A 26652-nucleotide genomic window follows, 5' to 3' on the forward strand; every position below is an offset into this window, starting at 1 on the left:
TACTGAAAATACTTGAAATGGAAAAGATTATCTTTTATTGTTTAATTATACAAGCTGTAGAATTGGGGGGAATATCATATTCAATTATCTGAAGTCATCTTTTAAGCAAAGGTGGGCTATTTTTCTTATCATACTTGTCACACTGAATATTATTGGTCTTGGATATATTGGATCGCTTGCAGTATCAGATCGTATCACTATTGAAGCCAGAAACAATCTGGAAGAGAAATGGCGTTATCAGTATGATATTTTAGTACTCCCTGAAGAGGTGAAGGAAAAGCGTGTTCTGGGTGAGGGGTGGGTTCCGCCTCAATCTAATCTGGCCAGCTATGGTGGAATAACGTTGGAGGATCTATCCGCTATTCGTGATATTCCAGGAGTAAAAGTGGCAGCCCCATTATCCATGATTGGTTTTTATCAAGGGGATTTCCTCGATGTTCAAGCCAAAAATGCACAGCCTGGCGAATTTTATGAAGTACATGAACTTAAAAAGGCATTTGATGGCTTGAATGAATACATATTGTATGAAAACAGCTATGTGACTAGTTATTACTCGCCTGAATTGGAGGAATCACTGGTTTACAAACGTTTCAACGAGGAGAAGCGTATTCCAGAAGGCTTCAAAGTAGAGGTTCCGCCGGGCACCATGCTTAGGTATCCTAATGAGTTGATGGTGGTGGCTGTAGATCCCGACGCGGAGGAAAAGCTTTTCTCCTTTTCCGAAAGTGTTGAGGGAGGATTATCTGGTCTCCATGCGCCGATTGAGATTATATCTTTTCAGCCTCACATTCCCTTTATCGCACTAAAAGCCCAGGAATACGAAGTGACAGAATCGATTACTATGAACAAAATTCAAGTGCCTGAGATAGTATCTGAGGAGGAATTGGCAGATGGTGCGGAAAATTATCTGAAAAGCTTACCGAAACAACAGCTTGCCAGTCTTTCCATTCCTACATTTTCAGCAGAATGGAAAAACAAGAAGGCTGAATTGTTTTTGGATGGCAACAGTTATGAAGAGCAGCTTATGCAATATTCCACTTATTCTACTCTATATAAATACAGCCCATTGTTATATGAAGAAATAAGCTTTCTGGAAAATTCCATCCCTTTCATAAGAGCCAAGAGGTTTGATGCCCCTGAGTTTGCGGAGTTTCCCATTGAGTTCCCGAGCTACCGCCATCGCTATGAAGCAGTAGAAGATAAGCATATTACACCGAAGATTATGGGATATTATGATGCAAATAAAATCAGACCCCTAATTGAAGGTGCATGGAAACAAGGAGATCCGGTGGACATCTATACTCCTCATCATAGCATGATCATCAAAGATGGCGCAGGGAGAGAAATAGAACCAACTCCTCTCATCCCGATTCCTTTGAAGAGCGCTTATTATCCAGGGGCTCCAGATCTATTAACTTCCCTGGATGCCGCAAAATGGTTTTATGGAGGAAAACCTCCGGTGTCTTCAATCAGAGTGGTGGTGGATGGAGTAGCGGAACGCTCAGGGGAAAGCCAAAGGAAGATTGAGCAGGTGGCGGCAGCCATTATGGAAAAAACAGGACATCATGTGGAAATAATGCTCGGCTCAGCTGGCGGAAAAGTACATGTACAGCTAGAGGGCACAGCACAGGGTGAAGTGGGAGTGGTGGAGGAAGCCTGGCAGCAGCAAGGAGTCAGCTGGAGCATTGAAAAACAGATGGATGAAACGAATAAGTGGCTCTTTTTCTACTTATTGATCATTAGCTTTGTCTTCTCCTATACTGTCATCACGCATAGTTTACTGAAAAGGGCGATGGAATTTGCCACGCTTCGAGCTATCGGGTGGTCCCGAGGGAAAATTGTACTGGGATTATGTGCAGAAGTACTGACAATAAGTTCATTAGCTATACTTACTATACTTATTGTTAATGGATTCATTGGCGTTCTAGAGGCGTTTCAATTATTCATCATTTGGATGATCTTCCATGCAGTGATTGGAATAGGATATATTTCTGGAGCTGGAAAATCACTTGGGAAATCCCCAAGAGCGGGGTTAAGTGGAGAAAGCAATCAATGGGGCTCAAGTAGACTCATCCCGATCCAAGGGTTGGGGACCTATGTCCTGCACCAAGTGGTAAGAAGACCATTGCGATTCGGTTTATTAGTAGGCACATTGGCAATGACTTTGTTTATCGGTTTGATTTTCGTAGCGACACAGCAGAGTATGTCCGATTTTCTATTTTTAAGCGTCCTGGGAGAAACGATTGATCTAAATATAAAATCGTATCAAAGGATCTTTCTAATTGGTGGAATGACACTGACAATTATGAGCATATTCTTTCTACTTTTTCTGAATATAGTAGAAAGGAAGAAAGAGTTCCTGATCATGCGTTCCATCGGCTGGTCCCTAAAGCAGATTCAATGGTTTCTCAGTTTGGAAGTAATCGTCATTGCCTTTACCGGATCCTTGGTTGGAGTATTGGGTGCATCCATAGTACTTAAGCTATTCACGAGTATCACGCTTCCGTTATGGACTTATATGCTCGCTTTCGGCGTGTCGATCTGTTTGCTGCTTGCATTCACCATTATCATCTCCCGCCTTATAAAAATGAAGTCGACAGTGAGAGATCAACATGCAGCTTAGCGATAATATAAAGGGGTTGTTCGATTGATAAAGTTATGTAATGTTTCAAAGTATTATCAAATTGGAAATGAACAGTTGCATGTGTTGAAAAATGTTTCGCTGACTATTCAAGAAGGGAGTTTTATTTCGGTTATTGGGCCTTCAGGTTCAGGGAAATCAACACTGCTGCATTCCATAGGGGGCCTTGAAACGATTAACAGCGGAGAAGTTTGGGTGGATGGCCAGCCTGTCCACCATCTCAAAGAATATCAGCTTGCTAAACTGCGATTAGAAAAGATAGGCTATATTTTTCAGCAATTTCAACTATTATCCTCATCAACAGCATTGGAAAATGTGATGATGCCATTATTGCGCTTTTTCTCCACTAAAATCATACGGGAGAAAGCGGAGGAGGCATTGATCCGGGTTGGGCTAGGACATCGGATGCATCACCTGCCCTCCCGCTTATCTGGTGGTGAGCAACAGCGTGTCGCGATAGCAAGGGCACTTGTCACAAAGCCAAGAATTATACTTGCAGATGAGCCCACAGGTAATCTGGATTCCGAAAATGGGGAAAATATCATTTCATTGTTAGAGGACATCCATCAAAAAGATGGCATTACCATTCTATTAATCACGCATGATAGGGATATTGCAAACCGGGCCGAAGAAGTGGTCCATTTCTTGGATGGAGAGATAGTAGAACACAGAATGAATGACTTTTTAATAAAGTAAACCAATAAAGGCGCTTGTATAAGCGTCTTTCTTTTAGATGGATAGGGGGAAATTCAAATGCTGAAAGACATAAACGAGGGTTTGATCCTACTGAAAGCCGAGATAAGGAAAAAGGAGAAATGGGACAATCAGCTTAAACATTATAGGATAGAGCTTGCCGACCTGGAGAAGGATGTGTTGAATCTAGAAAACACATTGGATATGGAGCAGAAGGATGTAGAGCGTCTGGAAGGATTCAGTGTGACAAAGTTCTTCCTGACATTGCGGGGCACAGCAGATGAAAGGCTGGAGGAAGAGAAGAAAGAAGTGGCAGCGGTTCAGCTTAGGCTCGAAGAAGCGCGGCTTGCTAAAAAGGAAGTAATGGATCTCATCAGCGACCTTGAAGATAAATTGAACCTGGCTGTTAATGTGGAAAAGGATTATGAAAAGCTTTTTGCCACAAAGGAGCAATACTTGAAAGAGAGTAATTCCCGAACTTCCACATTTCTTTATGAATCTTATGAAAAAGAAGCCGATGTTAAAGCATTGCAAAAAGAACTGAACGAGGCAATCCATGCCGGTAATCAGGTGAATGATGCACTCAACCGTGCTGTTGACTCACTGGAAAAGGCAAAAGGCTGGGGTACTGTTGATATGATAGGGGGAGGACTGCTTTCGACCGCGCTAAAGCATGGACATATGGACGATTCGAGCGGTCACGTCCATGAGGCGCAATACTTGATGAGGAAGTTTCAGAAGGAACTCCTGGACTTGAATAAGACTGCGTCCATGGAACTGGAGGTATCAGGACTGCTGAAATTCTCCGATTATTTCTTTGATGGAATCATCATGGACATGCTGGTGCAGGACAAAATCACCATATCACTGGAGAATACAAAAAGGCAGCAATATGATATCTCAAGGATCCTTTCCGATCTTAGAGTCCAGTTGGGACAGAAAAATCGCGAGCTGGACAGGATACTATCAGAGAGAAGAGAATTCGTGGAGAGTATGTAATAGGTTCTGTTTAAAAATCTAGAGGGGGATCTGTATGGATATCCATAGCGTCATCGATGACCTGTTACATAAAAATATCTTAGAGTCCGAAGTGGCGGAGTATAAACAATTAAATGGAGGCACGACAAGTAAGTTGTATCTTTTGACCTGCAAGGGTGGGAGTAGAGTTGTGGTGAAATCAAATTTACCGCAAGTCATATACTCTGAAGCGAAATTTCTTCAAATTTACCGCGGCATAGAATTACTGCCAAAACTAGTTTATGAAGACATGTCATTCAGATATATCGTTTATTCCTTCATTCCCGGGGCCACCAACTATAACAGGCAAAATAAAAAAGAGTTGCTGATTACTCTAGTAAAATCTTTCATTAACAAGTATGAAGAGGTGACAGATCATCCCGGTTGGGGGTGGCTAGATCAACCGATGGAATCTTGGCATGGTTTTCTCCTGAATGAAGTTCAGGAAGGGAATCAAGTCCTCGAAGGACATTTAGGAAAAGAAGAATATCAGTTTGTTCGGAATATCCTTGATTCAGAGGGATTTAAAAATAAAAGAAGGACTCGTCACCTATTGCATGGAGATTGCGGGGTGCATAATTTCATTTTTTATAATGGAGAGCTGGCCGGCATCATCGATCCGACAGCAATAATTGGAGACCCGCTTTATGATTTGGTCTATGCCTTCTGTTCTTCTCCTGAGAATCTGTCTAAGGAAACCTTTGACGTTGCTTTTGATAATCTTATTACCGGGAGTAAAGAGTATCCTTGTGAAGAAATTTTGATAGGCCTATATCTCAGAATGGAAGCCTGTATAAAGCATCACCCATTGGATTTCCCACAGTATCTTAAAGCTTGGGAATATTGGAAAGGGCTGTACCATGTAGATTCAATTACGTAAAAACGCACATGCAAGCTTTCTACATGTGCGTTTTATCATGCTATCTTTTTTTCTTTTTTGAAAGATCAAGTGCAAGCTGTTTTTTGACCACTTTTTCAAGAGTGACATGGACGTGAACATGCTTTTCATCCAGTGCAGTGACGTTTGTGACCGTAGCCTTGCGTCCTTTTATCACAAGATTATCCCCTACGGCAGGGACGTTATCACAAAGCTGGTTCAATAATTGATTTTTTTCTTCATAATAATGAACAACAAACATTTTCGTCTCCCCTATTTCCTATAAAATATGTTGCTTGGCAGAACCTTTATATAACCTATGAATCATTGGAAGGAGTTAGACCAGGTATCTGTCAGGTCTAAAAAAATAGATTTTAAAACTGTGCAGGAATTCAGAAATGAATATAGAATGTATGTTCTTATGGAAGGATAGGAGGTAAGGAAAATGAATGAGGAAACACTCACGATCAATAAAACCAGCTGGGAAGAAGCTGCTGCCCTTTTTTTTGGCAGAAATCCGCTTCCGGAGTATGGTCCACTTGCGCCTTGCGAAGATGAGCTGAACTTGCTTGGAGAAGTGGAAGGGGCGGCCGTACTGGACATTGGCTGCGGTAGCGGACATTCCCTGCTTTATATGGCTGAGCGCGGCGTGAAGGAGCTATGGGGATTGGATCTTTCGAAGAACCAGATACATGCGGCAGAAAAACTTCTTGAGGATTGTAAGGCACCGGTCCATCTTTTTGAATCCCCGATGGAGGCGAACCCTGGGTTGCCCGAGGGATATTTTGATATCGTGTATTCCATTTTTGCGATCGGATGGACCACGGATCTGTCCAAGACGGTAGAAAATGTATTCCGATACCTAAAGTCCGGCGGTCATTTCATTTTCAGCTGGGAACACCCCCTTTATAGCAGAGTCAGATTGAAAGAAGGAACGTTGATGATGGAACAGGCCTATCATGAAGAAGGCCCATACGATCACGAGGCATGGAAGCTCCCTGCCATGATGCAGCAGGCTAAAGTAAGTACATATATTAATACGTTGATTGATCAAGGTTTCATTATTGAAAGAATCATTGAAGAGGTGCGACTGACGGAAAAGGATAGAGAGCGACATTCCAACCGTTGGTATTCCTATGAGAAGGCGAAAATGGTGCCAACTACATTAATCATAAAGTGTAGGAAACCATAGGTCATGAAAAGTATGACAGGAGCTAATTAAAAAATGAGAAAAAAGGCACTCTTATTTATTTTTGAAGGATATTGTGAATTTGAGATAGCACCTGCAATTTCGATGCTGAGGGATTCGCATGAGTTATACACTTTTTCCTTAGGGAAAACTCCATGCAGATCGGAAGCAGGATTGTTGACGATCCCTTGCATGTCGGTTGATGAAGTGGACCCTGTGGATTTTGATATGCTGATCATACCCGGCGGGGATCTTGAGGAGATTGCGGAAGCTGATGCGCTATTTGAACTCGCTGGGAAATTCGGTGCAGAAAATAAAATAACTGCAGCCATCTGCAGTGGTGTATTCGTGTTGGCGAGGGCAGGGCTTCTGAAAGATGCTCCGTATACAATAACGCTTTCGAAGGAACAACGACTCTTCCTTGATTGTTTTGAAGAGGAGCTATTTTCCTATCGACCAGTAGTTTCAAAAGGCAATGTCCTGACTGCCCAAGGTCATGCGTACGTAGAGTTCGGAATTGCGCTAAATAAAATGGTTAAAGAGATCTCTTGTGAAAAAGAAGATTTTTATAGAGGCAAAGGAAATGCTTTTATGGAACAGGTTCAATAGAAGGATAGATGATTGGCGGTTTACATATTGATAAATACAAAAGAAGAGATACTGGAAGATATAAGCGAAACCTGCCTCCGGGTTTACGGAATGGAAATATTGGACTGTTTTCCGATCTATCGCGGCTGGCTAAATTTGAAGTGGAGGGTCAGGACGGAGCAGGGGAATTACTTGATCAAGCAATTCAACAAGGAAAGATTCCGGAAGTATAGCGATGAGGAACTGCACTTTGCCCATACACAACAGGAAAGATTATTCCGCCACGACGTCCCATGTCCGAAGCTATTCCCGATTGACGGACAGTATTTGTTGGAGTCATGTAAAGGTGAAAGGTTCATGATCATGGAATTCTGTAACGGGAGCATTTTACAACCTGGTACTGCCACCGAATTACAGATGTACCACCTCGGAAAAGCAGCTGGAAGGATGCATCGTGTATTAAATGATGCCGGAATTCCTAAGAAAAATAAGCCAGAGTTCATCGCTCCAAGTTTAGAACACAGAATAAACTACTGGCAATCGGTTATAAAAAACGCACTAGGCAATGGGAAACAATCAATCATTTCAATCATAGAAAAACAAATGGAGGTTACTCAATCAATTAGGCTGGAAGACTTCACTTTGCATGATACAGGATGGGCCCATCGAGACCTTTTCATGGATAATATTCTGTTTCAGGAAGACAAGGTCTCTGCCATCCTTGACTTCGACCGGCTTAAATACGACTACCCGCAACTCGATGTAGCTAGAGCGGTTATATCTGGCTGTTTAGGTGGAAGTGGTTTGAATGTATCAGCCGCCACTGCATTTATGGAGGGTTATAAGGAAGAGCGAAGAGTTGATAGAGGGTATCTATATAAAGCCCTTTGCTTACTATGGTATATGGAAAGCACCTGGTGGATAGAAGCTGATATGGATGAGTTAAAAGGTCCGCCTGTTCGATTTGCCGAGGAGATGGTGTGGTTGGGTGAGAATTTGCAGGAATTGGAGAATAGGTTATATGACTTTTAGGAGGAAAGATGATGCTGAATAAAGTATGCGTGATTACGATAAAAGTAGGGAATATTCAGGAGGCCGTTCAATTTTATACGGAAATATTGGACTTCAAGGTTTCCAAATACTATGGAGAAAACATTGTCAGTCTGGTGCATGAAGGCCTTCCCATTGTCCTTGAGAAAGCGGACTCTATAAAAACAGAAACATATAATTCGGTGCTTCTTGGCATTCTATCACAAGATATAGAAAAGGATTTTGCCAGTTTAAAAGAAAAAGGAGCCACCATCCTGTTTGATGAACCACAGCCATGTCCACCTGGACGATTCTTTGTGTTGGAAGATCCTTTTGGTAATAGGATTGAGGTTGTGGAATTTTCCAATATGGAATAGAGGGAGGAAGATAACTTGATTTTTGAAATGACTTACCAAGTTCGTGTACAAGATATGAAGGATGGGCAAATGTGGTATGAGACATTACTGAATAAGCAACCAGATTTCACACCGCATGAAGGCTTCGCTGAATGGGAACTGATTCCAGGATGCTGGCTGCAGGTTGCTGAGGGAATTCCCTCCGAAGGAAGCGGCCCATTGCGTTTAGGGGTCACTGACATAGAGGCAGAAAGGTCCCGATTGATTCATAGACTTCATGTGGAGGAATTCGAAATTCATTCAAGAGAAGAAGTGCCTGTAAAGTGGGCAACTTTTTCTGATCCTTGGGGTAACCGTATTGGATTGTTTGAATACATGGATAAAGAAGTTGAGAGGGAAAGGGTTTATTCGGTTCTTGGTCTCAAGGAAGGTGTATAAATGAGAAAAGTATTCGCATTTATCATACTTACACTATTAATTGGAACTGCAGTCTACCAGCAGTTTTTCAAAGAGGGGGAAATAAAACCAGCTAGTGCAAAGGGAGAAAAAGCTGTTGATTTTAAGCTGGAGTCCATGGAAGGAAACAAAGTCCGTTTATCGGATTCCCTAGGAAAACCCGTAATCATAAACTTCTGGACTACATGGTGTCCTCCATGCAAAAAAGAAATGCCGGAGATCCAAAGATTTTATGAGGATTACAAAGATGAGGTAGATGTGTTCGCGGTGAACATCACAAGCAATGAAGTAAATAAAGGAGTTGTAGAAAAATATGTGACTACTGGAGGTTTTACTTTTCCAATCCTCTTCGATACGGAGGGATTATTTCGTTATTACGAAGTATTGGACATGCCGGCAACCTTTTTCATTGATGAGGAAGGCGTGATAGTTGGAAAGCATACAGGAGAGTTGGACTATGACAAACTTGTTGAAGCAAAAGAAAAAATATTAGATTGAAGGTGACCAATGGGCATAAGGGGAATATTTTTTGAAGATGCAAGTAAGCAAACGAAGTTTCAAAAAGTGTTAACCAACATATTTTTTATTACAATAATTGTAAAACTCATCAACCGATTTATTTTAGACTTTGCCTGGCTAGAATCTTTGCTTTTATTTGCATAAACGATTATAGGAATTCTATTTTTAATTGAATTGGCAATAGTGTCAAAAAAGAATAAGAAAAAGGAGTAAAGAATATGCTGAAGCGTCCTTTAGAAAATGAATATCCTTCATATTACAACAACTATTTGAAGTTGGTACCCTCAGGAAATCTGTTGGAGATACTTGAAGAACAATTAACAGAGGCGGTTACCCTTTTTTCCGGTCTATCGGAAGAACAGGGTAGTATTGCATATGCAAGTGGAAAATGGACGGTAAAAGAGGTCATTGGCCATATGATCGATACGGAACGGATAATGAGCTATAGACTTCTTCGGATCAGCAGGGGGGATAAGTCGCCTCTTGCCGGCTTCAGCGAGGAGGATTATGCATTTGAGGGGAAGTTTACGCAAAGACTGCTCACTGAATTGGTCGAAGAACTTCAGACGGTCAGAAAATCGACCATAAGTCTTTTACGCGGTATACCGGAATATGCATGGCCTAGAAGCGGTACAGCAAATGAACTTCCCGTTACAGCCCAGGCAGTTGCCTTTATCATTGCCGGTCACTGGATTCATCATATGAGAATCATAGAGGAAAGGTACCTCCAGAATTAATAGAGAGGATGGCGAGGTCATAAAGTGGAGTTTATTATTGAGCAGGGAATATTCCATCAGGCAATTCAAGATGTCAGTAGAGCAGTATCTTCAAAAACGTTAAGTCCTATTCTTTCAGGTATCAAAATAACAGCAGACAAAGATAAGATAGCTTTACTGGCTACTAACTCGGACCTTACCATCGAGAAGGTTATTCCTGTATGTTGCCAACAATCTCATAGACTACAGATTATCCATTCAGGGAGTGTTGTTGTATCTGCTAGATATTTGGGGCAGGTAATCAAAAAGCTATCCGGGGAGATACACATCAAAGGAATAGCTCTAAACAAAATCAAGCTAATTTCCAATGGAATCGAGGCGAACATGAATGGCTTGGACTCTATTGAATTTCCACCACCTCCCATCTTAGATGATTCCAAGGATATAAGCATGCCTTTCCTCGACTTTAAGCGAATGGTGAAACAGACCCTTTTTGCTGTGTCCAAGAGCGATACAAGGCCGGTACTGACAGGAGTTCATCTTTCATTGGAAAATGGACGATTTTCTTGTACGGCAACAAATTCCCATAGATTGGCTTTCAGCAGAGGGACTGTGGATTCAAAAGAAACAGTGTCATGTGTCGTCCCTTTTGCAGCACTAAATGAATGCTCTAAGGTTACGGACATAGATCATGGGAATATGAAACTTTACATAACGAAACAGTACATTGCGTTTCAATTTCCTTCAATTACCCTCTTTTCGCGCCTAATTGAGGGAAACTATCCAAATGTAGAGAGTTTGATACCCAAAGAGGCAAGAACCACGCTCACTTTAAACAAAGAATTGCTTAAGCAAGGTATTGATCGTGCTTCTTTATTTGCTAGTGCTTCTGATAACAACAAAATATTATTGGAAGTCATCGAAGGGTTGCAACTTAAAATTTGTTCCTCTTCCACAGAGTATGGTGAAATTGCAGAGGTCCAAGACATTGTCAGTTTGAATGGCGAGAGTGAGTTGACCGTTACCGTTGATGGCAATTTTATGATGGATGCACTGAAAGCCATAGGGGAAGATGAGGTGCAGCTAAGTTATAGCGGTTCAATGAAACCCTTACTACTGCAAGCAATGGATTCAGGAATGCAATTTCATCTTATTTCACCTGTGAGAACTGCATAAAATATGAAAACATGTAATTGAAAAGAGGAGAAGTGCCATTGTTTCTATTAAAGCTACTTTTATTATGTATGGTGGTAGTTTTTCTGATGATTTCTACACAATTTATCGTCAGGAAGATCTTCAAAATTGAAAAGAAAAAGAGTAGCCTTTCCTATAACTTTGTCAATGAGACACATAAAAAGGTTGATCTTTCCCTCAGGTTTGTCGGGTTGATTTCCTTGATTGCTTTCAATATGTATTCATATGAGAACGGTTATACTTTTACCCATTTTACGGTGGGGTTACTCCTATTTCTAATCATACTCGATTTGGAAAATGCCTATTTTCATTGGAAGTTTGCCCATGAATCTAAACAATATTTTCTGATACTGAGTGGAACGGCAATGGTAATAATTATATACATACTTTTGCTGCCTGTCGGGTTGATGGAGCGTTTCTTTTTATAATAGTCCATTAGTTTAAATCAAATTTTTTAATAGAAAGGAAGATCCTTTATGGAAAAACTACAATACGAACTGTTAACACTCCCTTCCTATAAGGCAATGGGCGTGAAGTGGGAAGGTCCTTACACAGAGGTCGGTAGCTTAAAGAATGTTATTTTACAAATGAGTGATCGGGTTGGTGAATTGCCATCAGCGGTGGAGCCGGAAGTTCAGTTGGGACTATCCTATCATCTGCGCCCTGACGGATTTGTACACTATTCGGTCTTTCGCGTGGAGGAGGAACAAGAAGTGCCAGAGGGAATGGTCGACATTCGTGTCCCAGAAATGACCTATCTGAAGGTGCTTCATGAGAAAGGTCAGGATTTTGACCATACCTACACAAAGATCTATCAGTGGTTTAAGCAGAATGATTATATCCCTTTCAAGGAACCTGGTGTAGATTATTTTGACGACCTTCCAATTAAGCATGAACGGTATCCGGTGGATCGTGACCTGGATGATCCGCATTTTGAGATTTTGATTCCAGTTTCCAAATCCGTGTAAGACTGGTGCTAATATTTACCGCTATTTCCCGATGTATCCCCATATTACAATGATAGATATGTATGGGAACAGGAGGAGCTAGAATCGTAATGCAGCACAGAAGGAAAAAACATAACAGCATGAAATGGATCGGTTTTTTATTGATTCCTATATTTATAGTAAGTGTCGTTATCGTATTAACATCAAATAAACAGGAAACTGAGTCTATAAATACAAGCAAAGTTACTGCTACAAAGAAGGTAACAGTAGATCAGCCGCCGCAAGTAAGTGATATTTCAACTGAGTCCGATTCCACAGAAGAGAATACAGTTAGTGGAGAGGTCAAACTATCCGTAAATGCAACCGATGATCACAACATAAGCAAAGTTGAATTTTACAGCAGTAATGGCGAATACCTGATCGGGACCGTGACCTCAGAGCCCTACACAATTAACTGGGCTACTGAAAGTTGGGTGCCGGATGGGGAACAGATCCTGAAGGTGATTGCCTATGATAATACGAATCAGGTGACAGAAGTGACGAAAAAAGTGATGGTCAAGAATCCAGAGCCTGTTTCTGCAAAACTTGTAGGCTATTACGCGGGATGGGCTGCCTATTCCGGATATGAAGTGGCAGATATAGATGCTGGCAAGCTTACGCATATCAATTATGCTTTTGCCAACGTGACAAAGGACGGCAAGATAGCGGTAGGGGATACCTCGACTGATATAGCAAACTTCCAACAACTGAAAGAATTGAAAGAGCAGCACCCTCATCTCAAAACGCTGATCTCTGTAGGAGGCTGGACATGGTCGGAGAATTTCTCGGATGCGGCACTTACAGAGGAGTCACGGGCAAGATTTGCAGAGAGTGTACGTCAATTCCTGTTGGACTATGGATTTGATGGCGTAGATCTTGATTGGGAGTACCCGGTAGGTGGAGGGGAAGCGGATAATACGAATCGCCCCGAAGATAAAAGGAACTATACTCTCTTGTTGAAAAAGATCCGTGAAACGCTGGACGAGCAGTCTGAGAAGGATGGCAAAGAATACCTGTTAACTATTGCAGCAGGAGCGAGTAAAGTTCATGCTGCCAATCTCGAGCTCACGGAAATTCATCCTTATCTCGACTATATCCAACTGATGACCTATGATATTCATGGAGAATGGGATCCTTTATCAGGATTGAACGCTCCGCTTCACCCTGATCCAGCGAGTGGATTTCCTGGCGAGTGGAGTGTCGGGGACGGAGTGCAAACCTATATCGACGGTGGCGTTCCTCCAGAAAAGCTTGTCATGGGTCTTCCTTTTTACGGAAGAGTTTTCAAGAGTGTCGATGATGCAGGGAATAACGGTTTATACCAGTCGTTCAGCGGTGGGGGTACGTCCCTCAGTTATGCGAAGATAGCCTCTGATTACGTGAATCAGGATGGTTTTTCCCGAGTATGGATAGAAGATTCCAAAGTACCGCTGCTTTTTGATGGAACGACCGTAGTAAGCTATGATGATCCGGAATCAATTGGTCATAAAACGGCTTTCATCAAAGAGATGGGCCTTGGTGGTGCCATGATGTGGGAGCTCAGCCAGGATCCCGATGAGGTCCTCCTGAAGAAGATATATGATGATATGAAAGATGAATAGAAGGACAGTGAAAAGGCTCATCCCGGTCCAATTGGATGAGCCTTGTTTTGTCCAACTTTTCATTTAAATCCTATTATGATCTGCCCGCCATTCCATGATTCTCTTTTTAATATCCTTTGGTGTCAATCCTTCATCCGCTGATACTTTGCTCAGTCCAGGCAATTCTGCATCAGATGCAAAGCGAAGTGCCACAATCTGCCCCAGGGTCAAGCGGGAATCGAATGGTTTACCTGTCAGGATAAAGTGGCGTAAGTTTTCTTCTGCTCGGATGGCTCGGTCCTGAACACGTAAAGGGTAGATTCGCAGCAGGATGAAAGTCACCACGAATGCTGCAGCCATCAGTAAAATTGCAAGGGCTGACCATATATTTTCACCTGATTGGAGTGAAAGCACCAGATTCACGATGGCTGTAATGAGCGAAGCAAGGACCAGTGATAAAAGTACATAATGATAAAGCGGATGCATCCTTACGTGATTTTCGAAGTTTTGTGTTTTCATTAGTTTCTCCTCTTTATTCTCTATTTTCTTATTCCCATTTAAAGGTATAGCTTGCAACAATGAAAGCTCCGACCAGCCAGCATCCCAGGATGAGGGCTTCGGTACCTAAAGTCAGGAACGAGGCTCCTACATTCATCGTTTCCCGTAAAGCATGGCTCAGATGGGATATGGGCAATACGTTCACAATCGGCTGTAAAAACTCCGGCATATCACTGATCGGGAAGAAAACGCCTCCCAAAAACAGTAGTGGAAAGGATAGGAATCCGGCTATCGGTGCGGCACTTTCCGGTGTTTTTGCAATCCCGGCAATGATGAATCCGATGGCCATGAATGCAAGCGTTCCAAGTATCACAAAACTGACCAATGTAAACCATGAGCCCCTCACTTCCACATCAAAGATGAGCTGTGCCACCAAGAGGACAATCAATGCCTGGAAACCGTTCAATAGAAGTCGCGCGGTAATTTGGGCTGCGATAAAAGTGGATGCCTTCAAAGTGGTTCCTTGCATTCTTCGGAGAATGCCGCGCTCCCTCCAGGATGCGATTTGTCCTGCAACCCCGTTCATATTGTTGCTCATGATCATCATGGCCACAATCCCAGGTACGAGAAAGTCGATATATTGCAGATTCAAGGCTTCGATTCCTTCGGGTTTCGTTTCTAGAAGGGGAGAATATTGCACCATTTCCTTGCTGATCGAATCGACTGTACTGTTTACAAGCTGGATGCCAAGCTGTGAAACGGCCATATTTGTTTCATCATAAAATAAAGGTAGTGTAAATGGATTGGTGTCCGGTGCTGCTTCGGCGAAAAAATCCCCATAGCCCTCCGGTATAACGACCACGAGATTCAGTTCTCCCTCTTTTAGTACATCAAATGCTTCATCTCGGTCATCCATCATGGTCAGATCAAGTGCCTTGTAATCTTTGAATATTTCGATTAGCGCCTTGGACTCATCTGACTTGTCTTCATCAATCACTGCAAGCGATACACTTATCTCTCGCCCATTTCCTAAAAAAGAACCAAGCATCACCATAAGGAAGATGGGAAAAGCAAGCGTCCAAAACAGAACTTGGCGATTGCGAAGGAATATCCGTAATTGCCCAAGCGTTAATTGCCAGTATGCTCTCATCCTTCCCGCAACCTCCTTCCTGTCATATGGATAAACACATCCTCCAGTGTGGCGGTCCTGGTCTTTAGGTCCACCAATTCAAGCTCATTTTCAGAGGCAAAATGAATGAGGGCTGTCAGGGTCGCTTGGATGTCATCCGTATAGAGTACATATGTATCGTTCTGTTTTCCAACCTGTTTTACCCCATTCAGTTGTTCAAAGGACACTTCTTCCTTCATGTCTGGAAAGCTGAATTCAACCGCGCTGGCTGACTGTAAACGTTTTACGAGAAGGGAAGGGGTATCCAAGGCGATTAGCTGTCCTTGGTCCATGATAGCAATGCGATCGCAAAGTACATGCGCTTCATCCATATAATGGGTCGTCAGGACAACAGTTTTTCCCCGTTCCTTTAATCGGAGGACGATTTCCCAGAGTGTTCTCCTGGCTTGAGGGTCCAGTCCGGTTGTAGGTTCATCCAGAAACAGGATCCACGGGTCGTGAACTAGTGCGAGTGCAATCGCCAACCGCTGTTTTTGCCCGCCTGATAAACCCTTGATCCTGCTCTTCGCTTTTTCCGTTAGCTGCATATCCTCGATAAGATCGGGTATGTCTACATTCTTTGGGTAAAAGCTCGCATACATCTTTAAGATTTCAGTAACAGTCAAGAGCTCAAATAATGTGGTGGACTGCAGTTGCACACCGATTATCTCTTTTACCCTGTTCAACTCCGATTGAATACTGTACCCGCCTACCATGGCGGCCCCATCATCCGGCTTCCGAAGGCCGACGAGCATTTCCAGCGTCGTCGATTTGCCTGCCCCGTTCGGACCTAATAGACCAAACACTTCCCCTTTATGAACCGAAAATTCAATTCCATTTACGGCGGTAAAATCACCGTATTTCTTCACTAGATTTTGCACTTGGATAATTTCCTGGGGTGTATCCATTTTTCACACTCCATACTATTCTTCATTATTTTAAACACTTGAAATGGTGGGTATTGATTGCCCTAAAGTAAACGTATAGGAGAAAGAAAAAGTTGTCAATTTTCTTATGTTGAACCCCGCCATTATACCAAAATTACATACTCGGAATTTGTCGGTTTCAGAAAACTTACAAAAATAGGCTAAATTCAGTTGCATGATTATGGTAATTGTTATATACTACATTACAACAGTAATGCACTATGTTAGAGGAGGTGCCAAGTTGATTTTAAATGCGGATGGATCAAAGCCTATTTATGTACAGATAGCAGAGTGGTTGGAAGCAGAAATTCTGAACGGAAACTTTGTAAAGGATCAAAAGGTTCACTCGCAATATCAGCTGGCGGAAATTTTTAACATCAATCCCGCAACAGCTGCAAAGGGTTTAAATATTTTGGTGGATGAAAATGTCTTATACAAGAAAAGGGGTCTTGGGATGTTTGTCAATCAGGGAGCGAAAGAGATTATTTTACGAAAAAGGAAAGATCATACTTTAAAAAAACTTGTCATGGAATTAGTGGAGGAAGCGGCGCGTCTTCATGTGGATGAAGAGGAACTGGTCAACATGATTCGATCGCTTGGAAAGGGGGATCAGCGATGAAGGTAGTAGCGTGCAGGGGTCTTACGAAGGCATATGGCCATACTAAAGTGTTAGATGGCATGAACTTCAATTTGGAAGAAAACAAGATTACGGGATTGATAGGAAGAAACGGAGTCGGAAAAACAACATTGTTGAAGCTGATTGCCGGATTCTATAAAGAAACTTCAGGCGAGATCAAGGTTTGGGGGGAACGTCCATTCAATAGTCTCACTGTGTCGGCCAATACCATTTTTGTGGATGACCATATGAGCTTTGCCCCTGCACTGAACCTTGGTGAAATCATTGGGGAAATGGGAAGGTTTTATGCGAACTGGAACGCAGAGCTTGCAAAAAGGCTGTTTGATTATTTCTCCTTCCATCCGAAGCAATCGCACGACACGCTTTCTAAAGGGAAGAGAAATACGTTCAACATGATAATCGGGCTTGCATCAAGGTGTCCATTGACCATTTTCGACGAACCGACAACCGGAATGGATGCAGCAGTCCGGAAAGACTTTTATCGGGCACTACTTAAAGACTATTTGGCTTTTCCTAGAACTATCATTTTATCAAGTCATCATCTTGATGAAATTGAGGATCTTTTGGAAGATATCCTACTGATCGATCAAGGGGAAGTCCTCCTGAACGTTTCCATGGAAGAGATGAAGGAGTACGCAGTGGGCATCTCCGGTAAAGAGAGCGTCTTGGAGGAATGGCTGCTTGATAGGGAAGTACTCTATGCGAAAAGCATAGGTCCTGACAGCAAATATGTCGTTGTGAAGAAGGATTATGGTGTATCAGAGGCTGCTCGTCATGGGCTTACAGTGAGGCCGGTATCCGCAAGCGATGCCTGTGTATACTTGACAAATAAGGCCAAAGGGGGAATCGATGATGTCTTTAAATAAGGTGACGCTCATAGAAGTGGTCAAAAAGCAGTATCTCCATAAACTGAAGGCGTATTCCGGTGTATATACATCCTTGATGGTCATACAGGCAATCGCATTATTGTTTGCGTTCAGTGCAATGAATTCATTTGGAACATCCAGTGAGGCATTCAGTTTGGATATCAACTACTATTCAGTCGATGTCGTGATAGGGCTGACGATGCTCTGGGCATTCATCACATCGATCACAGTCACGTTGAAGGGATATAGAAATTGTGATTTTAACCTGGTCACGAATCGGCTAAGCAGTGATCTTTCCAATTTCGCTTTTCTGGGAACTGTCGGCTTGATTGGGACAATTACTTCACTGTTGTCGAGTTTCCTTATAAAAGTAATTCTGTATGTACTGCCAAGTACCGAAGTGATGTATTTTTCCACCTTGCAGACATCTCCTGTAATTATCATAAAAGGAGCAATAGCCGCTTTTCTATATATGATTCTTTTTGCAGCCCTGGGTTACCTTGTGGGAACACTGGTACAGCTGCATCCATTGGTAAAGGTCGTGCTCCCGGTGGTATTTTTCGGACTTTTACTTTTCGGTGGGATAATAGGAAGAGTGGATATCGTCGAGTCTGTCCTAGGATTTTTCTTTACAGAAGCCTCCTTTCTCCTCTTTTTAATTAAAGTATTGATTACAGTTGCCTCATTACTGTATGTATCAGCGATGATCAATGATAGAACGGAGGTAAGAATGTGAACATTCTGATACCCTTGCTGTTAATGAGTATGATTATTCCAATAGTCATTCTTATCAAAAAACCTATTTTTGCAAAGTCTTCTACCAGGAGCATGAATCTACTGACAGGATATATTGCCCTATTATTAGTGGCGACTGCCGTATTCTACCTTTTGCCTAATAAGAAATATCAACCCGTTGAAAGTATCCCCGTAGCCGATGAAAGCTGGGAAAAGTTATATGAAGATCTCCTGGAAAAAAGAGAAGTGGATCAGAAACATGTCAGAAGCAAAACAAGCTATTCTATAGAAGAAAAAGACCTGCAGCTTGCAGTTACATCTCCCGATTACTATGTCTCTATCATTGTGGAACGGGATGGCAGTTTGGAAAATAGGGTCGAAGCTACATTGTATGCGAGTTATCTGGCAGTGAACGGATTTGATCTTTCCAATGAGATCCCAACGCCGACTTTAAAGCTACAAAATGGCACTTTAACAATCATGCAGCCATCGAAGCTTGAGGTAGAGCTGAATTTGATAAAAAAGGAGTTCGTCTACTCCCAATTCTCAAAAGAAAGCTGGCTTGAGGACGATCGATTTGGTAGCACCCATTCAGCTCCCATCCTGTATCTGAAAGTGCCGGAAGATATAAAAATCAGTACCCTTGAGGGGCTATATTACGACGAAGTAAAATAGCCTATGGACAAATGGACACTTAGATCATCTGGGTGTCCATTTTCATTGGGTTGCCTAGGCTATCATTTTAAACGGTATAATAAAGAAAGGATTTTTTTGTCAGGATTATTGCTTTAGACGTTTCAGTGGCGCAAAAAACATTAAAAAACTGAGTTGATTGTAGCGGAGGACACTTGACTCCTGCGGGAACGCAGAGGGCATGGGAGACCCCACAGGCGAAGCCGAGGAGGCTCCCATCCGTCCCCGGGGAATCTTGTGTCCGGAGCGGAAATCAAAGGGCTACATTAAATGATTACATATATCTAAATAGCTTCAATGAATACCAAAACAGAATTAAGAAAAAACTTCCAACCTTAAGAAATTCTTAAGAAAATAGATCATTTGTTGTTAAGATTTTCAAAGTATTATAGGTTTATGGAATGAAGGCAAGTGGGAGAAGGGTGAGAGATGGAAACGTATACGGTTTTGGTTGTGGATGATGAAAAGGAAATACGGGATGCGATAGAGATCTATCTGAAAAACGAAGGCGTAAGGGTGCTAAAAGCGAAGGACGGGGTCGAAGCGCTCGAGATGCTGCATGAAAATCAGGTGCACCTCATTTTGTTGGATGTTATGATGCCGCGCCTCGATGGAATTTCAGCCACATATAGGATCCGGGAAGAGAAAAACATCCCGATCATCATCCTGAGTGCAAAAAGTGAGGACACGGATAAAATATTGGGTCTGCAGGTGGGCGCGGACGATTATGTGACGAAACCCTTCAATCCGATGGAGCTGGTGGCGAGGGTCAAGTCACAGCTGAGAAGATATGTGAGCCTTGGTACGTTTGAAGGCATCAAGAAGGTCATCGATCTTAATGGACTTACACTTGATAAAGAAGCGAAAGAGGTTGCAGTTCAAGGTGAGCCCGTAAAACTGACACCGATCGAATATAAGATAGTGGAGTTTTTGATGAGCAATGCCGGGCGGGTCTATTCGATCAACGACATTTATGAGCGGGTGTGGAAGGAACCGGGCTACAATGCGGAAAATACGGTGGCGGTACATATTAGGAAAATCAGAGAAAAGATAGAGATAGATCCGAAAAATCCAAGATATTTAAAGGTGGTATGGGGGATTGGCTACAAAATGGAGAAATAGTGTACTGGCCTTTCTGATGGCATTGGTGTTCACCGTTGCACTCAGTGGAAGCATGTACTTTCTGTTCAATCTATATAAGTATGAGAATGAAAGTTATTTCAACACGGATGAGTTTCAGTATGAACTGAGTATGTTCATCAACAACCTGGCAATGGAAGAAGTGTCCTTGTCAGAAGAAGACGTGAAAGCAAATATTACGGTTACACAGGAGGACATAGATAATCATCGCTATCGTTATGGATTTCTCGACGAGCAACTGGCAAATATCCGCTTACAATATGAAAACAGAATACAGCTTGCCGAGTCTGGTGAATCCGACGAGAATGTGGAAGAATTGATAGAAGAACGTGATGCGAAGCTTGAAGATATACAAAAAAACTTTGAAAGTGATGAACATGTAGAAAAGAAGGTCATTGCAGAGAAAGAAAAGATGGTGCAAGAATATTTTAAGGTTCTTGCCCTTCATGAGGCACCGGGAACAAGATTTCAGGATGAGCTTGTTTACTACGCTTCCAATGGAAACTTTTTTTTTACTAACACAGGCTATAGTGAGGATCGAGCAGAAAAAGCGTTCTCCGATGAGAAAATGTATTTCAGTGACAGCTTCAATATCGATGGAGATCTGTTTATCTCAGCAGGCTATTGGCCCAATGATGATTGGATGTACCAGGCGATAGCTCAGGCAGTCACGCCCTATGTAGGGAAAATAGCTGTTCCAACTTCGATTTCGCCTGACAGTGAGATCATGAATGCAAAGTCCAGTTATGAATTGGCAAGAAAATGGTTTTGGAGATTGGGAGTAGGTTCGGCAGTGGCACTCTTGGTCTGGTTACTCATCATGATAAAGGTTGCCAGGCTTCCCAAAAAGACGGGCATGTTGCAAGGCATTTATGAAAAAATACCGGTTGATGTCCGAGTTGGAGTGACTGTAGTAACTGCCTTTTTCACCATGCTAACCTTCTTATGGATCGAAGACAGCATGGAAGTAGGACTGTTTTTCCGTTCCATTTCAGAAACAGCGGAACTTGGCATAAGTATGATTTTAGGTGCTATTCTAAGCTTAATTCTCTATCACCAGCTTAGATTCATTGCTTTTAGTCATAAAAGTGTCGAAACAATCAACAAAGAGTGGTCCAACAGTCTTATAGTTAAAACTCTGAGATGGTCAAGACTGGTGTACCTCAGAATCAAAAGTAGTTTAAAAGAGGCGTTCCTTACCAGGTCGATCGGTATTCAGGCGTTTGTCCTGCTGGCGATAGTATTCTTTTTGGGAGTCACCATCATTACGATATTGATTCATCCGATTTTCTTCTTCCTATACTTATTGTTTCTGATTGTGGTAGGCGTCCCTGCTATTCGTTATTTTATCAAGAGCATAGGCTATTTCAACAGGATAAGCATGAAGACGGAGGAGATGGCTGCAGGCAGATTGGGAGAGGATCTGGAGATAAAGGGGAAATCGGAACTGGCAAAAATGGCTGCCAATTTGAATGCCCTTAACCAAGGCGTGAAGGTCTCGATAAATGAACAGGCCAAAAGCGAGCGATTAAAGACGGAACTGATCACCAATGTCAGCCATGATCTAAGGACACCCCTGACTTCTATCATTACTTATACCGAATTGCTGAAAAGGGATGATTTGCCCTTGGAGGACCGCAAGGCATATTTGGAGATTATCGACCGTAAATCCCAGCGCCTCAAGGGATTGATTGATGACCTTTTTGAAGTGTCTAAAATGGCAAGCGGCAATATGGAATTATTGAAGGAAAAGGTTGATATCAAACAGCTTCTTCAGCAATCACTTGCTGAACACGATAGTTCCATGCTTGAATCAAACCTGCACTTTCGGGTCAGTTCCCCAGATGGACCTATATGGGCGATGGTAGATGGTCAGAAGATGTGGAGGGTATTTGATAATCTTATCGGAAACATCATCAAATATTCATTGGAGCACTCACGGGTATACATCTTTATGCAACAAGCCGATGGCAAAGTGATCATCACCCTTAAAAATATTTCGAAATATGAGCTCAACGATCAGAGTGAAGAGCTATATGAACGATTCAAAAGGGGAGATACATCACGACACACAGAAGGCTCCGGCCTTGGCCTTGCCATTGCAAAATCCATCATCGACCTCCATGAAGGCAGCCTTCAAATAGAGACAGATGGAGATCTTTTTAAGGTTACCATCAGTTTGAGAGTGGTGGACTAAATGGAATTCACCACTATGTATCAAGAGTACTATGACAGACTATTCCGTGTGAGCTTTGCCATTATCCGAGATCGTCAATTGGCAGAGGATAATGTGCAGGAAACCTTCATCAAGGCATACAAGAAACTTCCGGATTTGGAAGACATGCAAAAAGTCGGTGCGTGGCTTTCTGTCATCGCATCAAGAACGGCCATTGATTTTATCAGGCGCGAGAGAAAGATGAAAGGATTTCCGATGGAGCTGTTCATGCTTGACTGCCTTGGGAAAGAGTCAAAGCAGAATGTGGAGGAAGAAGTAGGAGTATGCTTTTTGAAAGAGATCTTAAAAGAAACGCTGGAAGACTTCCCAGGCGAAGACCAAAAGATGTTGGCGCTTAAAATGGATAAAGGCCTGAAGGAGCGGGAGATTGCTACTGCTTTGCACATGAATCCATCCACTGTGAAGTCAAAAATCCACCGTGCAAGAAGAAAGCTCCGGGAACGGATCGAATTGGAATGGAGCGCATAGATGATGATGTTGGTGCAAGGACCACTTGAAAAAAAGTGCTCCTTGCACTTTTTTGGTTTAATAGGGATGTGTCAATCAACAAGATGTATTTGAGAAGTTTATACGGGGACACTCTTTACGGAATTATCTTGAGCAAAAACCAAATTAACCTCTCTCGTCCAGTTTAACTGATATTTCCTCAAGGATTGCTTCAATATCCTTTGTTTGATCCTCTTCGATTCTAGTCAAAGTGGAGCTGATTTCATTGAATCTCTCAATAGCATCGTGTCTGAATAAGTAGAATTCCTCCCTTAATGTATAGGTAGTGTTTGTTAAAGAATGAAGTTCTTCTTTTATCTGATGCTGACCCACTGTTAGTAGGAATGTCTTTTCGTTCAACCCGCCGAGTTCCTCATTCATCCTATTTTGATTTTCGGAAAGGGTGGATGTCTTTTCGTTCAACCCGCCGAGTTCCTCATTCATCCTTCGTTGATTTTCGGAAAGAGTAGATGCCTTTTCGTTCAACCCAATTAGTTCTTTTTTCATTTCATCTTGGGATATCTTGAATTCGATCATATTGTTCAAGATCATGTCCAATTTTTTATCAGCAGTACGCATGACTTCTCACCTCCTTTTCTAGGTCTTTATAATTATAACATGACCATATGATAATTAAGCTATAACCTTAATAACATATTTCAGAATAGTAAAAATATAAAAACTTTATTAATCTTTATTAACTATATTGCATAAATATGTACATGTGTTAAAATACATTTAATCGAATAAACATACAGATAAATAATACTTGAAATAAACACAAGTTTGTTTCATAATTGTATTAATTTTAACTTTTCTGAAAATAGTATAGGGGGAAATTATTGTGAAAAAGTGGTTTATAGTTTCATTGATGAGTATTTTAGTAGCAGGACTACTAGCGGCATGCGGGACATCCGGAAATGATGACCAGGCTGCAGGGAATGGATCCGGTGAAGGGAATGGCGACAAGAAAGTGCTTCGCATGGGTACTTCTGCCGATTATCCTCCATTTGAGTACATCGACACAGAAAAAGGCGAGGAAATCATCGGTTTTGATATTGACCTTGCAAAAGCAATCACTAAAGAACTTGGCTATGAGCTAGAAGTACAGGATATCGATTTTGGCAGCTTGATCACAGCAATGGATGCAGGAAACATCGATTTGATCCTTGCGGGTATGACTCCGACTCCTGAACGTGAAGAACAGGTCGACTTTACGGATATCTATTATACAGCGAATCATATGGTCGTTTCTTTAAAGGACAGTAAACTGGAGAAACTTGAAGATCTGCAAGGCAAAACAATAGGTGTCCAGCTTGGTTCCATCCAAGAGGAAGAAGCGAATAAAATCAAAGAAGGCGGCGTGGATATCAAAATTGAGAACCGTGACCGTATTCCTCAGTTGATCCAGGAATTGAAGACTGGCCGCATCGATGCAGCAATCATTGAAGACACTGTCATCAAGGGTTATTTTGAAAAGGATAAAGACTTGACTGGCTTCCAGCTTGATACAGAAGAAGGCGGATCTGCTATCGCTCTTCCAAAGGACAGCGAAATGACAGAAGAGTTCAACCGTGTATTGAATGAAATGAAAGAAAATGGCGAACTGGACAAGCTGATCATCAAGTGGTTCGGCGGCGAAGAAGAATAATAGATCTGTAGATCAAAAGGGTGCAGGCCGCCCTTTTGATTTTGTTGTTGTAGGTACTTTAGCAGAGAGGAATGGTAGCACTTGAATTTCGATTTCTTAGACTTTAGCGCAATAAGTGGTTCCATTGAATTTATCCTTGCAGGTCTGAAGATGACCTTGCAGGTGGTTGCACTTGCAGGTGTTCTTGGGTTTATAATTGGAACACTATTAGCACTATGTAAAATTGGCAGAATGAAATTTTTAACGATTTTAGCTGATATTTATACATCCGTTTTCCGTGGAACACCGCTTGTTCTGCAACTGATGCTGATCTACTATGGACTTCCTCAGGCAATAGGTGTCAATCTTGAGCCTGTGACGGCGGCCGTGCTTGCTTTCGGCTTGAACTCCGGTGCATACATTTCCGAAGTGATCCGGGCAGGGATCCTGGCAGTGGACAAAGGGCAGCGTGAAGCTGCGATGGCCCTTGGCGTGCCTTACCGCCAAATGATGAAGGATATCATCTTGCCGCAAGCATTGAAAAATATTTTACCAGCACTTATGAATGAATATATTACTCTTACAAAAGAATCCGCCATCGTAACAGTAATCGGAGTCACGGACGTCATGAGACGATCCTACATGGTCGGTTCCAACACGTATGCTTTCCTTGAGGCCTTCATTTTCGCAGGCCTGATCTATTACGTACTTGTTATGATATTGACACTCCTTGGTAAAGTGATAGAAAGGAGAATGAGACGCAGTGATTAAAGTCGAAAATCTGCATAAATCCTTTGGGAAGCTAGAGGTATTAAAAAATATTTCAACTAGTATAAAAGAAGGGGAAGTGGTGGCGATCATCGGTCCATCCGGTTCCGGGAAATCCACTTTTCTCCGCTGCATGAACCTGCTCGAGGAACCGACATCCGGACACATATTCGTCAAGGGTGAAGACGTGACGAGCAAAAAGACGAACATCATGAAGGTACGTCAAAATCTTGGTATGGTGTTTCAGCACTTTCATCTTTTCCCTCATAAGTCCGTGCTTGAAAATCTGACTTACGCTCCGGTATCAGTGAAGGGTGTAAGCAAGAAGGATGCAGAAGCAAAGGCGATGGACCTGCTTGAAAAAGTGGGGCTGTTGGAAAAGGCGAATGAATACCCAAGCCGTCTTTCCGGCGGGCAGAAACAGCGTGTTGCGATCGCCCGTGCGCTTGCAATGGACCCGGAAGTTATGCTGTTTGACGAGCCGACGTCCGCACTTGATCCGGAAATGGTCAAAGAAGTGCTGGAGGTCATGAAGTCACTTGCCCATACAGGAATGACCATGGCGATTGTGACCCACGAAATGGGATTTGCACGCGAAGTGGCAGACCGAGTATTGTTCTTGGACAATGGAATGCTGGTGGAGGACTCCCCGCCGCAGGAATTCTTTACAGCACCGAAATCCGAGCGCGCGAAGGTATTTTTGGAGAAGATGCTATAAGTTAGTAATAAAGAGGTTGGCCAGAAGTCTGTAATTATTGACTTTTGGACAGCCTCTTTTTACTTTGATTTCTTTAGGGATTTCTTAAGTTGCGTTGTAATGGCTTTTTTGAATGTGAATTCCAGTGAAAAGTCCAATAGCAGCGTTCTAATGGCTTTTTTGAATGTGAATTCCAGTAAAAAGTCCAATAGCTGCGATCTAATGGCCTTTTTGAGTGTCGATTTCAGTGAAAAGTCCAATAGCAGCGATCTAATGGCTTTTTTGAATGTGAATCCGGGTGAAAAGTCCAATAGCCGCATCATCTAACATC

At 42.3% G+C, this 26652-nt stretch carries 31 protein-coding genes; 26 read left to right on the top strand and 5 right to left on the bottom strand.

Translation table 11 applies throughout. The annotated features are described in order from the left end of the window. Window positions 1-37: 37 nt before the first annotated feature. From JOC95_RS13955 to JOC95_RS13970, 4 genes are read left to right on the top strand one after another with little or no spacing between them, the layout of a single operon-like run. Window positions 38-2623, top strand: a complete 2586-nt coding sequence (locus JOC95_RS13955; protein ID WP_204417458.1) for an FtsX-like permease family protein — start codon at window positions 38-40, stop codon at window positions 2621-2623. Window positions 2624-2647: 24 nt separating this feature from the next. Further along, window positions 2648-3337 (top strand): ABC transporter ATP-binding protein, encoded by a 690-nt coding sequence (locus JOC95_RS13960; RefSeq protein ID WP_204417460.1) that lies wholly within the window; start codon window positions 2648-2650, stop codon window positions 3335-3337. A gap of 57 nt (window positions 3338-3394) precedes the next feature. Then, window positions 3395-4333 carry a hypothetical protein gene (locus JOC95_RS13965; protein ID WP_204417462.1) on the top strand — a complete coding sequence of 313 codons (939 nt, stop codon included), beginning with the start codon at window positions 3395-3397 and terminating at the stop codon, window positions 4331-4333. 34 nt (window positions 4334-4367) lie between these two features. Next, a complete protein-coding gene (locus JOC95_RS13970; RefSeq protein ID WP_204417464.1) occupies window positions 4368-5231 on the top strand; it encodes an aminoglycoside phosphotransferase family protein in 864 nt (287 codons plus the stop codon). Between the two features lie 40 nt (window positions 5232-5271). Here JOC95_RS13970 and JOC95_RS13975 read toward each other — a convergent pair whose 3' ends face one another. Then, complete coding sequence (locus tag JOC95_RS13975; RefSeq protein ID WP_204417466.1) at window positions 5272-5490, bottom strand: hypothetical protein; 219 nt, start codon at window positions 5488-5490, stop codon at window positions 5272-5274. A 183-nt stretch (window positions 5491-5673) separates the two neighbouring features. Here JOC95_RS13975 and JOC95_RS13980 point away from each other — a divergent pair, with 183 nt between their 5' ends. The 11 genes from JOC95_RS13980 to JOC95_RS14030 all read left to right on the top strand — a co-directional run bounded on the left by JOC95_RS13980 (window position 5674) and on the right by JOC95_RS14030 (window position 13862). After that, window positions 5674-6420, top strand: coding sequence for a class I SAM-dependent methyltransferase (locus tag JOC95_RS13980; RefSeq protein ID WP_204417469.1), 747 nt, complete (start codon window positions 5674-5676; stop codon window positions 6418-6420). A 33-nt stretch (window positions 6421-6453) separates the two neighbouring features. Continuing rightward, window positions 6454-7026, top strand: a complete 573-nt coding sequence (locus JOC95_RS13985; protein WP_204417478.1) for a DJ-1/PfpI family protein — start codon at window positions 6454-6456, stop codon at window positions 7024-7026. Between the two features lie 27 nt (window positions 7027-7053). Then, window positions 7054-8037, top strand: a complete 984-nt coding sequence (locus JOC95_RS13990; protein ID WP_239582921.1) for a phosphotransferase — start codon at window positions 7054-7056, stop codon at window positions 8035-8037. Between the two features lie 8 nt (window positions 8038-8045). After that, a complete protein-coding gene (locus JOC95_RS13995; protein WP_204417487.1) occupies window positions 8046-8411 on the top strand; it encodes a VOC family protein in 366 nt (121 codons plus the stop codon). A 15-nt stretch (window positions 8412-8426) separates the two neighbouring features. Beyond that, the gene (locus tag JOC95_RS14000) at window positions 8427-8828 is read left to right on the top strand and encodes a VOC family protein (protein ID WP_204417495.1); all 402 of its coding nucleotides are present in this window, start codon (window positions 8427-8429) and stop codon (window positions 8826-8828) included. Further along, entirely contained in the window at window positions 8829-9344 is a 516-nt protein-coding gene (locus JOC95_RS14005; RefSeq protein WP_204417504.1) for a redoxin domain-containing protein, read from the top strand. It abuts the gene before it with no gap. Between the two features lie 239 nt (window positions 9345-9583). After that, the gene (locus JOC95_RS14010) at window positions 9584-10102 is read left to right on the top strand and encodes a DinB family protein (protein ID WP_204417506.1); all 519 of its coding nucleotides are present in this window, start codon (window positions 9584-9586) and stop codon (window positions 10100-10102) included. Between the two features lie 24 nt (window positions 10103-10126). Continuing rightward, window positions 10127-11257 (top strand): DNA polymerase III subunit beta, encoded by a 1131-nt coding sequence (gene dnaN / locus JOC95_RS14015; protein ID WP_204417508.1) that lies wholly within the window; start codon window positions 10127-10129, stop codon window positions 11255-11257. An 86-nt stretch (window positions 11258-11343) separates the two neighbouring features. Further along, the gene (locus JOC95_RS14020; RefSeq protein ID WP_204417510.1) at window positions 11344-11703 is read left to right on the top strand and encodes a DUF4181 domain-containing protein; all 360 of its coding nucleotides are present in this window, start codon (window positions 11344-11346) and stop codon (window positions 11701-11703) included. A gap of 48 nt (window positions 11704-11751) precedes the next feature. After that, complete coding sequence (locus JOC95_RS14025; RefSeq protein WP_204417518.1) at window positions 11752-12243, top strand: GyrI-like domain-containing protein; 492 nt, start codon at window positions 11752-11754, stop codon at window positions 12241-12243. Window positions 12244-12332: 89 nt separating this feature from the next. Continuing rightward, entirely contained in the window at window positions 12333-13862 is a 1530-nt protein-coding gene (locus JOC95_RS14030) for a glycosyl hydrolase family 18 protein (protein WP_239582922.1), read from the top strand. A gap of 63 nt (window positions 13863-13925) precedes the next feature. Here JOC95_RS14030 and JOC95_RS14035 read toward each other — a convergent pair whose 3' ends face one another. From JOC95_RS14035 to JOC95_RS14045, 3 genes are read right to left on the bottom strand one after another with little or no spacing between them, the layout of a single operon-like run. After that, window positions 13926-14360 carry a DUF6526 family protein gene (locus JOC95_RS14035; RefSeq protein ID WP_204417519.1) on the bottom strand — a complete coding sequence of 145 codons (435 nt, stop codon included), beginning with the start codon at window positions 14358-14360 and terminating at the stop codon, window positions 13926-13928. Window positions 14361-14388: 28 nt separating this feature from the next. After that, window positions 14389-15489: an ABC transporter permease gene (locus tag JOC95_RS14040; protein WP_204417521.1), complete on the bottom strand. Its 1101-nt coding sequence runs from the start codon at window positions 15487-15489 to the stop codon at window positions 14389-14391. After that, window positions 15486-16415, bottom strand: coding sequence for an ABC transporter ATP-binding protein (locus JOC95_RS14045; RefSeq protein WP_204417523.1), 930 nt, complete (start codon window positions 16413-16415; stop codon window positions 15486-15488). The genes JOC95_RS14040 and JOC95_RS14045 overlap by 4 nt, the downstream gene beginning before the upstream one ends. Window positions 16416-16674: 259 nt before the next feature. Here JOC95_RS14045 and JOC95_RS14050 point away from each other — a divergent pair, with 259 nt between their 5' ends. From JOC95_RS14050 to JOC95_RS14080, 7 genes are all read left to right on the top strand, one after another. Further along, on the top strand, window positions 16675-17052 hold the full coding sequence (locus JOC95_RS14050) for a GntR family transcriptional regulator (RefSeq protein WP_204417526.1): 378 nt from the start codon (window positions 16675-16677) through the stop codon (window positions 17050-17052). Continuing rightward, window positions 17049-17936, top strand: a complete 888-nt coding sequence (locus JOC95_RS14055) for an ATP-binding cassette domain-containing protein (protein ID WP_204417528.1) — start codon at window positions 17049-17051, stop codon at window positions 17934-17936. Before JOC95_RS14050 ends, JOC95_RS14055 begins: the two co-directional genes overlap by 4 nt. Beyond that, on the top strand, window positions 17920-18672 hold the full coding sequence (locus tag JOC95_RS14060; protein WP_204417530.1) for a hypothetical protein: 753 nt from the start codon (window positions 17920-17922) through the stop codon (window positions 18670-18672). Before JOC95_RS14055 ends, JOC95_RS14060 begins: the two co-directional genes overlap by 17 nt. Beyond that, window positions 18669-19346, top strand: coding sequence for a hypothetical protein (locus JOC95_RS14065; RefSeq protein WP_204417532.1), 678 nt, complete (start codon window positions 18669-18671; stop codon window positions 19344-19346). Before JOC95_RS14060 ends, JOC95_RS14065 begins: the two co-directional genes overlap by 4 nt. A gap of 447 nt (window positions 19347-19793) precedes the next feature. Continuing rightward, complete coding sequence (locus tag JOC95_RS14070) at window positions 19794-20486, top strand: response regulator transcription factor (RefSeq protein WP_204417534.1); 693 nt, start codon at window positions 19794-19796, stop codon at window positions 20484-20486. Next, entirely contained in the window at window positions 20464-22701 is a 2238-nt protein-coding gene (locus JOC95_RS14075; RefSeq protein ID WP_204417536.1) for a sensor histidine kinase, read from the top strand. Before JOC95_RS14070 ends, JOC95_RS14075 begins: the two co-directional genes overlap by 23 nt. Continuing rightward, on the top strand, window positions 22702-23208 hold the full coding sequence (locus tag JOC95_RS14080) for an RNA polymerase sigma factor (protein ID WP_204417538.1): 507 nt from the start codon (window positions 22702-22704) through the stop codon (window positions 23206-23208). Between the two features lie 144 nt (window positions 23209-23352). Here the strand turns inward: JOC95_RS14080 and JOC95_RS14085 are convergent, their stop codons facing one another. Beyond that, on the bottom strand, window positions 23353-23805 hold the full coding sequence (locus JOC95_RS14085; protein ID WP_204417540.1) for a hypothetical protein: 453 nt from the start codon (window positions 23803-23805) through the stop codon (window positions 23353-23355). A 265-nt stretch (window positions 23806-24070) separates the two neighbouring features. Here JOC95_RS14085 and JOC95_RS14090 point away from each other — a divergent pair, with 265 nt between their 5' ends. From JOC95_RS14090 to JOC95_RS14105, 4 genes are all read left to right on the top strand, one after another. Further along, window positions 24071-24877 (top strand): transporter substrate-binding domain-containing protein, encoded by an 807-nt coding sequence (locus tag JOC95_RS14090; protein WP_204417542.1) that lies wholly within the window; start codon window positions 24071-24073, stop codon window positions 24875-24877. A gap of 81 nt (window positions 24878-24958) precedes the next feature. Then, window positions 24959-25627 carry an amino acid ABC transporter permease gene (locus JOC95_RS14095; RefSeq protein WP_204417545.1) on the top strand — a complete coding sequence of 223 codons (669 nt, stop codon included), beginning with the start codon at window positions 24959-24961 and terminating at the stop codon, window positions 25625-25627. Continuing rightward, a complete protein-coding gene (locus JOC95_RS14100; RefSeq protein WP_204417547.1) occupies window positions 25620-26342 on the top strand; it encodes an ATP-binding cassette domain-containing protein in 723 nt (240 codons plus the stop codon). The genes JOC95_RS14095 and JOC95_RS14100 overlap by 8 nt, the downstream gene beginning before the upstream one ends. 99 nt (window positions 26343-26441) lie before the next feature. Continuing rightward, complete coding sequence (locus JOC95_RS14105) at window positions 26442-26648, top strand: hypothetical protein (RefSeq protein WP_204417549.1); 207 nt, start codon at window positions 26442-26444, stop codon at window positions 26646-26648. The last annotated feature ends 4 nt before the right edge of the window (window positions 26649-26652 follow it).

The sequence above is a fragment of the Sutcliffiella tianshenii genome (assembly GCF_016908565.1).
In the GTDB taxonomy this organism is placed as follows: Bacteria; Bacillota; Bacilli; order Bacillales; family Bacillaceae_I; genus Sutcliffiella_A; species Sutcliffiella_A tianshenii.

Coding starts and splice junctions, on each gene's coding strand:
- JOC95_RS14005 (WP_204417504.1), top strand. CDS start 8,829: ATGAGAAAAGTATTCGCATTTATCATACTTACACTATTAATTGGAACT.
- JOC95_RS13965 (WP_204417462.1), top strand. CDS start 3,395: ATGCTGAAAGACATAAACGAGGGTTTGATCCTACTGAAAGCCGAGATA.
- JOC95_RS13985 (WP_204417478.1), top strand. CDS start 6,454: ATGAGAAAAAAGGCACTCTTATTTATTTTTGAAGGATATTGTGAATTT.
- JOC95_RS14040 (WP_204417521.1), bottom strand. CDS start 15,489: ATGAGAGCATACTGGCAATTAACGCTTGGGCAATTACGGATATTCCTT.
- JOC95_RS14080 (WP_204417538.1), top strand. CDS start 22,702: ATGGAATTCACCACTATGTATCAAGAGTACTATGACAGACTATTCCGT.
- JOC95_RS13970 (WP_204417464.1), top strand. CDS start 4,368: ATGGATATCCATAGCGTCATCGATGACCTGTTACATAAAAATATCTTA.
- JOC95_RS14020 (WP_204417510.1), top strand. CDS start 11,344: ATGATTTCTACACAATTTATCGTCAGGAAGATCTTCAAAATTGAAAAG.
- JOC95_RS14025 (WP_204417518.1), top strand. CDS start 11,752: ATGGAAAAACTACAATACGAACTGTTAACACTCCCTTCCTATAAGGCA.
- JOC95_RS14105 (WP_204417549.1), top strand. CDS start 26,442: ATGGCTTTTTTGAATGTGAATTCCAGTGAAAAGTCCAATAGCAGCGTT.
- JOC95_RS14085 (WP_204417540.1), bottom strand. CDS start 23,805: ATGCGTACTGCTGATAAAAAATTGGACATGATCTTGAACAATATGATC.
- JOC95_RS14060 (WP_204417530.1), top strand. CDS start 17,920: ATGATGTCTTTAAATAAGGTGACGCTCATAGAAGTGGTCAAAAAGCAG.
- JOC95_RS13975 (WP_204417466.1), bottom strand. CDS start 5,490: ATGTTTGTTGTTCATTATTATGAAGAAAAAAATCAATTATTGAACCAG.
- JOC95_RS14030 (WP_239582922.1), top strand. CDS start 12,333: ATGCAGCACAGAAGGAAAAAACATAACAGCATGAAATGGATCGGTTTT.
- JOC95_RS14070 (WP_204417534.1), top strand. CDS start 19,794: ATGGAAACGTATACGGTTTTGGTTGTGGATGATGAAAAGGAAATACGG.
- JOC95_RS14035 (WP_204417519.1), bottom strand. CDS start 14,360: ATGAAAACACAAAACTTCGAAAATCACGTAAGGATGCATCCGCTTTAT.
- JOC95_RS13995 (WP_204417487.1), top strand. CDS start 8,046: ATGATGCTGAATAAAGTATGCGTGATTACGATAAAAGTAGGGAATATT.
- JOC95_RS13980 (WP_204417469.1), top strand. CDS start 5,674: ATGAATGAGGAAACACTCACGATCAATAAAACCAGCTGGGAAGAAGCT.
- JOC95_RS14045 (WP_204417523.1), bottom strand. CDS start 16,415: ATGGATACACCCCAGGAAATTATCCAAGTGCAAAATCTAGTGAAGAAA.
- JOC95_RS14055 (WP_204417528.1), top strand. CDS start 17,049: ATGAAGGTAGTAGCGTGCAGGGGTCTTACGAAGGCATATGGCCATACT.
- JOC95_RS14010 (WP_204417506.1), top strand. CDS start 9,584: ATGCTGAAGCGTCCTTTAGAAAATGAATATCCTTCATATTACAACAAC.